This window comes from Streptomyces sp. cmx-4-9 (genome assembly GCF_046548835.1).
In the GTDB taxonomy this organism is placed as follows: Bacteria; Actinomycetota; Actinomycetes; order Streptomycetales; family Streptomycetaceae; genus Streptomyces.
Genome location: NZ_JAEBEE010000010.1, coordinates 337,451 through 349,581, shown reverse-complemented (window position 1 = coordinate 349,581; position 12,131 = coordinate 337,451). Strand labels below are relative to the sequence as shown.

Below are 12,131 nucleotides of genomic sequence, written 5' to 3'. Positions count from 1 at the left end.
GCCGCAGGTCACAGCTTCCCGATGTCGCTGCGCGGCATGCGCGGGACGCGGCGCGGCGGGGTGCGGCCGGCGAGCAGGATGAGCCGGGCGGCCCGGTGGCGCTGGCCCGCGTACGGGGCGAGGAGCTCCAGCATGGCGGCGTCGTCGGCGTCCCGGTTCCCGGCGAGGGCGTAGCCGACGATGCCCGGCAGGTGCAGGTCGCCGGTGGTCACGGCGTCGGGGTCGCCGTTGCTGCGCTGGAGGGTCTCGGCTGAGGTCCACGGGCCGATGCCGGGTACGGCCTCCAGCCGGGCCGCGGCCTGCGCGGGCTCCATCGCGGCGGCCTCCTCCAGACGGGCGGCGACGCGGGCGGCCCGGACGATGGTGGCCGAGCGCTTGGCGTCGACCCCGGCCTTGTGCCAGTCCCAGGACGGGATCATGGCCCAGGTGCGGGGGCCGGGCACGACGTACATGTCCTGCGGGCCGGGCGCGGGCTCGCCGTACCAGCGCACCAGCCGGCGCCAGGCGCGGTAGGCCTCGTCGGCGGTGACCTTCTGCTCCAGGATGGTGGGGACCAGCGACTCCATCACCAGGCCGGTGCGGGTCAGGCGCAGCCCCGGCCGGCGGCGGTGGCTGGCGTGCAGCAGGCGGTGGCGGGGGACGAAGGCGGCCGGGTCGTCGCCGGAGCCGAGGAGCACCGGCAGCCGGTCGAGGATCCACTCGGAGCCGGCCCCCCACGCCTCGGCGCGGACCTCCTCGCCGGCGGCGGCCACCCGGAGGGTGGCGGGGCCCTGGGGGGTGCGGGTGGTGCGCCAGACGGAGCCGTCGGGCGTGGCGCGGAAGGTCGGGTCGCCCGGGCCGCGCCGGAGCGGGCCGAGGGTGAGCCCGAGGTCGACGGGTCCGCCGGGCCGCCAGGTGCGCACCGCGGCCCCGGCTCCGGCGGCCGCCCCCCGGCCGGCGGGCACGCCGGTCCGGCCGCCGCGCACGGCGGCGCGGGTGAGTGGATCGAAGCGACCGGCCATGCCTTGAGCGTATCCCCGCCGCGCGGGCACCCCGCCCGGGGCGCCTGCCCGGCGGGGCGCCTGCCCGGCGGGGAGCCTGCCCGGCGGGGAGCCCCCGGCCGGGGGGCGGAGGCCGCGATGTCGGGGCGGAGGCCGTGGGGGCGGAGGCCCGCGGGTCCGGGCGCCGCCGGTCACCGCACTAGGAGCGCCCCTGGAGCTTGGCGGAGGAGCTGCGGGTCGCGCCCAGCCGGCCGTAGAGCTGCTTGCCGGGGCACTCCGTGGCGAAACCGTCGCGGTGGCCGGAGATGACGTTCATCGAGACGTTCCGGCCCTTCGCGTACAGGTTGCCGCCGCCGGACTTCAGCGTGGTCTTCGCCCGCGGGTCGCGGCCGAAGAGGCCGAGCTTCCAGGCGGTGAGGCGGGCGACGGCGTCGACCGCGACGGCCGGGGGCGCCGTCGTGGAGAAGGTGCCGAGGACCGCGACGCCCATGCTGTCCGTGTTGAAGCCCATGGTGTGCGCGCCGAGGACCGCCTTGGAGACGCCGCCCGCCCGGCCCTCGTACACCGTGCCGCACTTGTCGACGGCGAAGTTGTAGCCGATGTCGCGCCAGCCGCTGCTGAGTACGTGGTAGCGGTACAGGCTGCGCAGCACCGCCGGGGCGTCCTTGCAGGCGTAGTTGTTGCCGGAGGCGGTGTGGTGCACGAAGGCCGCCTTGACGGTGTTCGTGTAGACGAACCCCGCCTCGCGCAGCGACTCGTCCGCCCCCCAGCCCTTGCGGGTGACGATCCGCGGGCGCGGGCCGATGAAGGGGGCCGCCGCCGCGCTGAGTGCGCCGTCGCTGGCGAACACCGCGTCGGCGGTGGAGTCGGCCTTGTTCAGCTCGCCGATCTCGTCGGCGCCGAGGGCGGCGTGCGGCAGGTTCGCCGAGGAGGACTCGGCCGTCCCCATCGACATGGCCGGGACGGCCTCTTCGCCCTTGTCGTCGCCCGGCCCGCCGTTCTTCCCGTCGGCCGGGGCAGCGGGCGGCTCCGCGCCCGGGTCGACGAGTTCGATCCGCAGGCCTGAGGGCAGCCGGGCGCCGGCACGGGTGGCAGGCGGGGGCGCGGCGCCCGGCTCCGCCTGGACGCGGACCTCCACCCCGTCGGACGCGCCGACCCAGAGCGGCGCCGTCGCGCCGCGGACGCGGCCCGTGCCGCGCTCGACCGCGTCCGGGTCGGCCGCGTGCTCGCTGTTGTGCGTCTCGACGTCCTGCCAGTCGGACCAGGCTCCGGTGGCCGTGGCGCGGGTCCGGACCTGGACCCGTCCGTGGAGTTCGCTGCTCACGTCGTCCCAGACGACGCCGACCAGCGAGAACGTCCTCACCTCGCGCGCCGGCAGGCCCTGCGTCTCGGGGCCCTGCGGCGAGGCGCTCATTCCCGGGACGCCTGGCGTCCGGTTCGCCGCGGGCCCCAGCGGGACGAGCGGCAGCGACTGGGTGGAGCCGGCCGGGCCCACGGGGGCCGACTCGGCGAAGGCCGGAGTGGGAAGCGCGAGAGGGAGGGCCAGTGCGGCCGCCGTCGCGACGCCGATCGAGGAAGCAAGGAATCCACGCATGAAAAGGATGGTGGGCAGGGACACCGCCCGGCGCCATCCGAGAACTGACAGCCCGTCCGATACGGCGCGCCTGCGCCTCCTCCGTACGGTGGATCGGGCCGCCCCCGTACGGGGGACGGGCCCGCGTACCCTGTGCCGGGTGAACGCCACTGACCGCACCCCTGCCGACCTGCTGCGATCCGCGCTCGCCGCCGATCCCGGCCGCCCGCTCGTCACGTTCTACGACGACGCCACGGGCGAGCGCGTCGAATTGTCCGTCGCCACCTTCGCCAATTGGGTGGCCAAGACCGCCAACCTGCTCCAGGGCGACCTGGGCGCCGAACCGGGCGACCGGCTCGCCCTGCTGCTCCCCGCGCACTGGCAGAGCGCCGTGTGGCTGCTCGCCTGCGCCTCGGTCGGGGTGGTCGCCGAGGTCGACGGGGACCCGGCCGGCGCCGGCCTGGTCGTCAGCGGGCCGGACACCCTGGAGGAGGCCCGGGCCTGCTCGGGCGAGCGTGTGGCGCTGGCGCTGCGGCCGCTGGGCGGCCGGTTCCCGCAGCCGCCGGCCGGGTTCGCGGACTACGCGGTGGAGGTGCCGGGGCAGGGCGACCGCTTCGCCCCGTTCGTCCCGGTGGACGCCGACGGGCCGGGGCTGGTCGTCGGCGGTGAGGAGCTCTCGTACGCGGAGCTCACCGGGCGGGCCCGCGAGGACGCGGTGCGGCTCGGCCTCGGCGAGGGCTCGCGTGTGCTGACCGGGCTCGGCTACGACACCTGGGACGGCCTCTCGGCGGGGCTCTTCGCCGCCCTGGCCTCCGGCGGATCGGTGGTCCTGTGCCGCCACCTCGACCGGCTGGCGCCCGAGGAGCTGGCCCGGCGGGTGGCGAGCGAGCGGATCACCCACACCGTCTGAGCCGTCCGTCCCGCGGCCTCGGAGCCGGGAGCCGCACCCCCTCCGGCGCGCACCCCCGCACGTCCCCCCGCACGTCCCGGCCGGGCCCCTGTCCGGGCCCCTGTCCGGCCCCTGCGCCCGGTGCGGCCCGCCCACCCGGACCGCCCGGCTCCGGGTTCGGGTTCGGGCGATTTGTCACCCGGACGGCCCTAGACAGACCCCTGCCCCCGGGCTGCCGCGACGGCCCCGGGGCAGGATCGGCAGTGGCCGTGCCCACCCGTACGGCTTGTTGTCGCAGCGGCGAGGGGACGGACGCGAGTGACCGACAGCGCAGGCATACCGGGAGGTACCGGCGCGGCCGGAGGCACTCGCAAGCCTCCGCCCAGCCGCCGGCGCCGCCTGCTGCGCTGGATCGGCTTCGGGGCGGCCCTGCTGGTCCTCCTGGGCGCGGCCACCGGCTGGTGGATCTACACCAAGCTGGACGGGAACATCACCGAGGACACCTCGGCGGCGGACGAGCTGCGCCGCTACGAGCGCGAGCGCCCCGCCCACCTCGCCGAGGGGGCACAGAACATCCTGCTGCTCGGCTCCGACTCGCGCTCCGGCAAGGAGAACGCCCGCTACGGGAAGGACCGCGGCACCCAGCGCTCGGACACCGCGATCCTGCTGCACCTCCCGGCGGACCGCAGGAGTGCGACCGCGGTCTCGATCCCCCGGGACCTGATGACGCGAATCCCCGGCTGCCTGAAGGCGGACGGCACGCGCACCACCGAGCAGTTCGCACAGTTCAACTGGGCCTTCGAGTGGGGCGGGGCCGCCTGCACGATCCGTACGGTGGAGAAGCTCACCGGGATCCGGGTGGACCACCACATGGTGGTCGACTTCCGCGGCTTCAAGCGGATGGTGGACGCGGTGGGCGGTGTGGAGGTGTGCCTCAAGCAGCCGATGGACGACACCGAGGCCAAGCTGAAGCTGCCCGCCGGACGCCGGCTCCTCCAGGGCGAGCAGGCGCTCGGCTTCGTCCGCGCCCGCTACAGCCTGGGCAACGGCAGCGACACCGACCGGATGGAGCGTCAGCAGCAGTTCCTCGGCTCGCTGGTCAAGAAGGTGCAGAGCAGCGGGGTCCTGCTCAACCCGACGCGGCTGTACCCGCTGCTGGACGCGGCGACCTCCTCGGTGACCACCGACCCGGGGCTGGCCTCGCTGCGCGGACTGTACGAACTCGTGCGGGGGGTAAGGGACATACCGACCGAGCAGATCAAGTTCCTGACGGTGCCCCGCAAGCCCTACGCGGCCAACCCGAACCGGGACGAGCTGGCCGAGCCGGACGCCGAGCGGCTGTTCGAGCAACTGCGCCGGGACCGGCCGGTGACGGTGGCCCCGCCCGTGCCGGGGGACGGGCAGGGCACCCCGCGGGGGCGCCAGGACGGGTCCGCGGAGCCGGCCGGGGACGGCGACGGGGGCGAGAAGACCCCTGGTGGAACCACCGCCACCCCGGTTCCCGTCCCCACCTTCACGGGAACGACGGCGGGTACGGCCGACTGCCGGTAAAGCAATCCAAAAAGCCGGTGACCGAACCGCGCGGGATGGGCGGTTCGCCCCGTTATAAGGGGAGTGGAATTTGTCACCAGCATGGTTTGCAGCCGAACCTGACGGATAAGGTGAGCGATCCGGTGCTCCGGCCACCCAGGAGGCCGGACACCAGCAGCCGGATCGTTGACCGTGCGCCCGGGGGAGGCGCGTCGCGAGGCACCGACGGAGGATTCGAGCAACCGTGGATGCGCAAAGCCGTGGGCGGGCCGACGAGATCGACCCCGCCGACCAGTGGGTGATCAACCCCCGCACCGGCCACTACGAACTGCGACTGAGCCAATCCGCTCCGCAGTCCGCACCGTCCGTCACCACGCCCCGCAGATCGACCCCGCCCCGTACGGCCCCCTCCCCCACCGCACCCCCGCCCGTGGTGCCCAAGCCGCGCCGCGGCGACGGCCCCCCCGGCGGCCGGCGCGGCGGCCGGTCCCGCAAGGGCGGGAGCGCGGGCGGCGGCGGACGCCGCAAGGCGCTGGTGATCACCGGCGGCTCCCTGGCGTTCCTGCTGGTCGGCGGCTCGTTGGCGGCGTACCTGTACTACGACCACCTCAACGGCAACCTCAGCGTCACCGACATCGCGGGCGCGGGCACCGGCGGCTTCAAGAAGGACCAGGCCATCAACATCCTGGTCATCGGCACCGACAAGCGCAGCGGGGCGGGCAACGAGGGCTACGGGGACGCGGAGAGCGTCGGCCACGCGGACACCACGATCCTCTTCCACATCGCGAAGGACCGCAGCAACGCCACCGCGCTGTCCATCCCCCGCGACTTGATCGCCGACATCCCGGTCTGCCCGACGAAGCAGCCGGACGGCTCGACGAAGAACGTGCCCGCCTCCAAGGGCACCCGCTTCAACAACAGCCTGGGGCAGGAGGGCCGCGACCCGGGCTGCACGATGCGCACCGTCACGGGCCTGACCGGCATCGAGGTCGACAACTTCATGATGGTCGACTTCAACGCGGTGAAGAACCTCAGCACGGCCGTCGGCGGGGTCCCGGTCTGCGTGGAGAAGCCCGTCGAGGACGTGGACTCCAAGCTGAAGCTCCCGGCGGGCGAGAGCCGGCTCTCCGGCGAGCAGGCACTGGCCTTCGTACGGACCCGGCACGCCTTCGGCAACGAGAGCGACCTGGACCGCATCAAGACCCAGCAGGCGTTCCTGGCTTCGATGATGCGCGAGATGAAGTCCAAGGAGACGCTGACCAGTCCGAAGAAGTTCTTCTCGCTCGCGGAAGCGGCCACCAAGTCGCTGACGGTGGACCAGGGTCTGGGCTCGATCGGCAAACTCACCGATCTCGCGGGCGAGTTGAAGAACATCAACCCCAAGAACGTCACCTTCACCACCCTTCCGGTGCTCGACAACCCGGCCGAGAAGGTCAAGGCCACCGTCGTCCTGGACCAGGGCAGGGCCGATCCGCTGCTGCAGATGATCCGCGGGGACGTCTCGCTGACGGAGGTCGAGAAGCAGGAGAAGGCCTCGCAGCAGGCCGCCGACGCCGAGGCGCAGAGCAAGCAGGACGCGCTGCTCCAGGGCGGCCGCGCGGCGCCCGGCGACGTACGGGTGGACGTGTTCAACGGCGGCGGGCCCAAGGGCTCCGCCTCCACCACCTTGAACTGGCTGCAGAACACCAAGGGCGTCGCCCGCGCGAGCAATCTCGGCAACGCCCCGGCCAAGGTCGCGGCCACCCGGCTGGAGTACGCGCCCAACCAGGCCGACCAGGCCCGGGCGCTGGCGGACATCATGGGCCTGTCGGCCGCGGCGTTGAAGATGGGGAGCTCCGACGCCGGGCCGAAGACCCCGATGAAGCTGACCCTCGGGCCGGACTTCAAGGAGGCGGGGTCGCCTCTGACGGCCCCGGCGCCGCAGCAGCTGTCCGAGGACGTACAGCGCATCGAGGCGGACAAGTCGGTCTGCGTCAAGTGACGGGCCGCCGCCGGCAGGAACGGCGTGCATTCGACCGAGTGGGTTCTTGAGGGGGGTACGTGTGAGGCACAGCAGCGTGCGGGAGGAGGGGGCGACCGCCCGGGCCGCCGGCGGGGAATCCGGCGGTGACGCGGACGCGTCCGGCGCGATACCCCCGCCGCGGGGCGGTTCGCGCCGGGCCGGCGGCGGCTCCCGCCGGGCCCGGCCCGGCCGCCCGAACCGGCGGGGGCGGCGGCGCGTACTGCGTTGGACGGCCTCCGTACTGTCCCTGCTCATACTCGGGACGGCGGCGGCCGGCTACCTCTACTACCGTCACCTCAACGGCAGCATCCAGACGGACGAGCTGAACCTCGGCGAGAACAAGCTGGGCGGATCCAAGCCCAACGCCTTCGGTCAGACCCCGCTGAACATCCTGCTCATCGGCTCCGACGCCCGCAACGACGAAGCGAACCAGGCCCTCGGCGGAGCCTCGGACACCTTCGACGGGCCGCCGCTCGCCGACGTGCAGATGCTGCTGCACCTGTCCGCGGACCGCAGCAACATGTCGGTGGTGTCGATGCCGCGGGACACCATCCTGACGATGCCCAAGTGCACGGAGCCCAACGGCACGGTGTACCCCGCGAGCAAGGGCCTCGTACAGACCAACGAGTCGCTCCAGCGCGGCGGTCCGGGCTGCACGGTCGCCACCTGGACCGAGCTGACGAAGATACCCGTCGACCACTTCATGATGATCGACTTCAAGGGCGTGGTCGCGATGGCCGACGCCATCGGCGGCGTCCCGGTCTGCGTGGAGCAGAACGTCCACTCGCGCACCCGCGACGGCAAGGGCTCCGGGCTGAAGCTCCCGGCGGGTACGAGCGTCATCCAGGGCGAGCAGGCCCTGCAGTGGCTGCGCACCCGCTACGGGTTCGAGGACGGCACCGACATCGGCCGCACCCACGCCCAGCACCAGTACATGAACTCGATGGCGCGGGAGTTCCGCAAGAACGCCAAGCTCAGCAACCCGGTCAAGCTCAACAGCCTGGCGCAGGCGGCCATCGAGGCCATGGTCGTCGACACCGGCCTCAACAAGATCGACAAGCTGTACGACCTCAGCGTGGAGCTCAAGAAGGTCCCGCCGGGCCGGATCACCATGACGACCATGCCGTGGGTGTACAGCTCCCGGCCCGGCATGGACGGCCGGGTCGAGCCCAAGTCGGGCGAGGCGGAGGACCTGTTCCGGATGATCCGCGAGGACATCCCCCTCGACGGCCAGGGCTCCGGCGCCCCGGCCGACGGCGCCTCCCCCGCCGCCTCCGGCACCCCGGCCGCCCCCGCCGGGTCGCCGCAGCCGCCCACGGCCGCGGCGACCACCGCCCCGGCCTCGCCGCCCTCGAAGATCGCGGTCGGCGTCCGCAATGCCACCGGGGGCAAGGACGGTACGGAGGCCAAGGCCAAGGGCCGGGCGACCGAGGTCGCGGCCCTGCTCGCCGGCAAGGGCTTCACGGGCGCCACCGCCGACACCCGGACGGGCGCCGAGGACACCACGGTGGTCCGCTTCGCCCGTCCCGAGCAGCAGGCCGACGCGCTCGCCGTGGCCACCGCGCTCGGCCTGCCGGCCTCCGCGGTCCAGCAGTCCGAAGAGGCCAGCGCGATCGTGCTGTTCGTCGGCAAGGACTGGCGCACGGGCCCGCTGCCCGCCGCGCCGCCGCCCGCGCCGACGAAGGCGCCGGACTCCGCGCACGCCCTCAACGGCGACAACGACAAGGCCTGCATGCCGGTCCAGCCCGGCTTCACCTGGTAGGCACCGGGCGCGGGCAGGTACGAAGGGGGCCTTGCGGCGGCCGTGTCGGACACGGCCGCCGCAGGGCCCCCTTGCGCGGTCTCAGACCTGCTGCGACGCGTCGCGGACCACCGCGGGGCGGCGGGTGGCGATGAGCTGGTCCGCCAGCGCCCGCGGGCTGGTCAGGAACCCGAAGCCCCAGCACACGTGCATGGTGGCGAGGGCCAGCGGGATCTGCGCCCGCGCCTTCAGCGGGAGCCCCTTGCCGGCCGGCAGGGAGCCCGCGGCGATCGCCGCGAGGTACCCGGCCGGTACGGCGAAGCCCCAGGGCGTGAGGGCCGCACCCACGACGACCCCGGCCGCCAGCGCGGACACCAGGGTCGGCGGGGCCAGGTAGCGCAGGTTGATCGAGCCCTCGTGGTAACGGGCCACCACGTGGCGCCAGCGCCCGTAGTCCTTGTACTGCTTGGCCAGGGCCCGTACGGAGCGCCGGGGGCGGTACTGGACCTTCAGCTCGGGCGAGAACCAGATCAGCCCGCCGGCCTCACGGATGCGGAAGTTCAGCTCCCAGTCCTGGGCGCGGATGAACTCCTCGTTGTAGCCGCCCTGCTGCTCCAGCGCCTCACGGCGGAAGACGCCGAGGTAGACGGTCTCGGCGGGTCCCGCCTGGCCGCCGGTGTGGAAGGGCGCGTTGCCGACACCGATCCGGGAGGTCATCGCGGCAGCGACGGCGTCCTCCCAGGCGTTCTGGCCCTCGGCGTGCATGATGCCGCCGACGTTCTGCGCACCCGTCTCGTCCAGCAGGCGGACGGCCGTGGCGATGTAGTTCGGCGAGAGCATGCCGTGGCCGTCCACGCGCACCACGATCGGATGGCGCGAGGCCTTGATCGCGGCGTTGAGGGCCGCCGGAGTCCGGCCGGTGGGGTTCGGGACGGTGTGGACTCGGGGATCGTCGGCGACGAGTTCCGCGGCGATCTCGTCGGTGCGGTCCGTGGACGGCCCCAGCGCGATCACCACCTCCATCTCGCCCGCGTACTCCTGCTCCAGGATGTGGCGGACGGAATCGCGGAGGTAGTGCTCTTCATTGAGCACCGGCATGATCACCGAGACTGCGGGCTGCTGGGCGGGCATGTGGTCCTTCACGGTCGGGTATCGGTGTCACGTTACCGCGTACGGGGGAACCGGGTGCGCGCCGAGTGAGCAGTACGGACAGAGGCTGATCGTATGGGCTTACTGTTCTGCCGCATCAGACGCATCTGGCCCAGCAGTCGACCGGTCTCCCAGCTGATCCCCGCGGAGGTGTCCCCCGTGCCCCAGCCGCACCGTCCCACCCGTCCCGCCAGGCCACCCCAGCCGCAGCGTGCACGGCGCGGCGGTGGCCGAAAGGGCGGCGTCCCGGCGCGGCGGGGCGGCGGGCGGCCCCGGTGGGGGGTGCGGATCGCGGCCGGGCTGTCCCTGGTGGTGCTGGGCTCCGGTGCGGTCGGGCACGCGGTGATGACCGGCCTGGACACCGGGATCCAGCGCGTCGACCCCTTCCGCGACATGAAGAACCGGCCCGAGGCCGGGCACGGCCTGAACTTCCTGCTCGTCGGCACCGACGGCCGCGAGAAGATCACCCCGGATGAGAAGCGCGAGTACCGCCTCGGCGGGGCTCCCTGCCACTGCACCGACACCGTGATGCTCGTGCACCTGTCGGCCGACCGGGAGCGCGCCAGCGTGATCAGCCTGCCCCGCGACAGCTACGCCCAGGTGCCCGCGCACCGGGACCTGGTCACCGGGAAGGACCACAAGACCCACCCCATGAAGCTGAACGCCGCCTACGCCGAGGGCGGGCCCGGTCTGACGGTACGGACCGTCGAGCACATGACCCGGGTCAAGATCGACCACTACCTGGAGGTCGACTTCACCAGCTTCATGAAGACCGTCGACGCGGTGGGCGGCGTGGAGATCTGCACCGCCAAGACCATGCGCGACCCCAACACGGGCCTCGACCTGCTGCCGGGCACCCACCGGCTCAGCGGCGGCCAGGCCCTGCAGTACGTGCGGTCCCGCCATGTCGACGGCGCCTCCGACCTCGGGCGGATGCAGCGCCAGCAGCGCTTCGTCGCCGCCCTCATCAAACAGGCCACGAGCGGCGGGGTGCTGCTGAACCCCGTGAAGTTCAAGCAGGTCAGCTCCACCCTGCTCGGCTCCGTACGGGCCGACGAGGGCTTCGGATCGGAGCAGATGCTCGCGCTCGGCCAGGCGATGCGGGACTTCACCCCGACCTCCTCGGAGTTCGCCTCGGTGCCGATCGGCGACCCCTCCTTTCCGGTCAAGGGGATCGGCTCCACCGTGAAGTGGGACGCGACCAAGGCCGCCCAGCTGTTCGAGGCCGTGCGCAACGACCGGCCGCTGGCCCCGGCCCGGCCCGGGCGGCCCGCCGGGCGCCCCGCCGCGGTGCCGGTGGACGTGCCCCCGCAGCAGGTCCGGGTCCAGGTGGAGAACGGGACCCGGATCGACGGCCTGGGCGGGCGGGTCGACGCGGCCCTGCGCGCCACCGGCTTCGACACCACCCGGGCCCCGGGCAACGGCGCCAGCCGGGAGGTCAAGCGCACGCTGATCACCTACGACCCGCGCTGGGACCGCTCGGCCAAGTCGGTGTCGACCGCGCTGCCCGGCAGCGAACTGCGGGCGGTGGCGGGCCAGGGCCGGACCGTGCTGGTGACCGCGGGCGCCGACTACCGCAAGGTGGTGCCGGTGCGGGCCGAGGACCCGTACCAGGGCCGGTTCGCGGTCGTCACCGGCGACCAGGTGGTCTGCGGAAGCTGAGCCGCCCGGCCGGACCGGGCGGCGGTGTCAGTCGTCGAAGCCCTGCGCCGCCCGCTCCTCGCGCAGCGCCATGATCGCCTGGCGGCGGGCGAGGCGGTGGGTGCGGCGGATCTGGGCCTCCTGGTAGCGCCGCTCGTCCCGCTCCGTCTCGGGCAGCACGGGCGGGACCGTCCGGGGCTTGCCCTCGGCGTCCACCGCCGCGAAGACGAGGTAGGCGCTGCCGACCTGGGTGGCGGGGGTGGACTCGTTCCACCGCTCCGCGAGGACCCGTACGCCGATCTCCATGGAGGAGCGGCCGGTCCAGTTGCACTGGGCCTTGACGTGGACGAGGTCCCCCACCCGCACGGGGGCGAGGAAGGCCATCTCGTCCATCGAGGCGGTGACCGCCGGGCCACCGGAGTGGCGGCCCGCCACGGCACCCGCCGCGTCGTCCACCAGCTTCATGATCACACCGCCGTGCACCGTGCCCAGGAGGTTGGTGTCGTTGGCGGTCATGATGTGGCTGAGGGTGGTCCGGGAGGCGGAGGTCGGCTTCCCGGCCGGCTCGCCCGCTATCTGTGTCATACGGACACCTTAGAGCCGTACCGGAGGCATCAGCTCTGCAA

The 12,131-nt window shown here is 73.5% G+C and carries 9 protein-coding genes; 5 read left to right on the top strand and 4 right to left on the bottom strand.

Annotated elements, in window-relative coordinates:
• Positions 1-8: 8 nt before the first annotated feature.
• Together ACLJTM_RS30175 and ACLJTM_RS30170 are read right to left on the bottom strand one after the other, a co-directional pair.
• Positions 9-1,001 (bottom strand): DNA-3-methyladenine glycosylase family protein, encoded by a 993-nt coding sequence (locus ACLJTM_RS30175; protein WP_411106927.1) that lies wholly within the window; start codon positions 999-1,001, stop codon positions 9-11.
• Between the two features lie 178 nt (positions 1,002-1,179).
• Positions 1,180-2,574 carry a peptidoglycan recognition protein gene (locus ACLJTM_RS30170; RefSeq protein WP_411106926.1) on the bottom strand — a complete coding sequence of 465 codons (1,395 nt, stop codon included), beginning with the start codon at positions 2,572-2,574 and terminating at the stop codon, positions 1,180-1,182.
• Between the two features lie 139 nt (positions 2,575-2,713).
• Between ACLJTM_RS30170 and ACLJTM_RS30165 the strand changes: the two genes are divergently transcribed.
• From ACLJTM_RS30165 to ACLJTM_RS30150, 4 genes are all read left to right on the top strand, one after another.
• Positions 2,714-3,463 (top strand): TIGR03089 family protein, encoded by a 750-nt coding sequence (locus ACLJTM_RS30165; protein ID WP_411106925.1) that lies wholly within the window; start codon positions 2,714-2,716, stop codon positions 3,461-3,463.
• A gap of 297 nt (positions 3,464-3,760) precedes the next feature.
• Entirely contained in the window at positions 3,761-4,993 is a 1,233-nt protein-coding gene (locus ACLJTM_RS30160; protein ID WP_411106924.1) for an LCP family protein, read from the top strand.
• Positions 4,994-5,216: 223 nt separating this feature from the next.
• The gene (locus tag ACLJTM_RS30155) at positions 5,217-6,953 is read left to right on the top strand and encodes an LCP family protein (protein ID WP_411106923.1); all 1,737 of its coding nucleotides are present in this window, start codon (positions 5,217-5,219) and stop codon (positions 6,951-6,953) included.
• 61 nt (positions 6,954-7,014) lie between these two features.
• Complete coding sequence (locus ACLJTM_RS30150) at positions 7,015-8,736, top strand: LCP family protein (protein ID WP_411106922.1); 1,722 nt, start codon at positions 7,015-7,017, stop codon at positions 8,734-8,736.
• A gap of 81 nt (positions 8,737-8,817) precedes the next feature.
• Here ACLJTM_RS30150 and ACLJTM_RS30145 read toward each other — a convergent pair whose 3' ends face one another.
• Positions 8,818-9,846, bottom strand: a complete 1,029-nt coding sequence (locus tag ACLJTM_RS30145) for a glycosyltransferase family 2 protein (RefSeq protein WP_411106921.1) — start codon at positions 9,844-9,846, stop codon at positions 8,818-8,820.
• A 300-nt stretch (positions 9,847-10,146) separates the two neighbouring features.
• Between ACLJTM_RS30145 and ACLJTM_RS30140 the strand changes: the two genes are divergently transcribed.
• Positions 10,147-11,526, top strand: a complete 1,380-nt coding sequence (locus tag ACLJTM_RS30140) for an LCP family protein (RefSeq protein WP_411106920.1) — start codon at positions 10,147-10,149, stop codon at positions 11,524-11,526.
• Positions 11,527-11,553: 27 nt separating this feature from the next.
• Here the strand turns inward: ACLJTM_RS30140 and ACLJTM_RS30135 are convergent, their stop codons facing one another.
• Complete coding sequence (locus ACLJTM_RS30135; protein ID WP_411106919.1) at positions 11,554-12,090, bottom strand: acyl-CoA thioesterase; 537 nt, start codon at positions 12,088-12,090, stop codon at positions 11,554-11,556.
• Positions 12,091-12,131 lie beyond the last annotated feature (41 nt).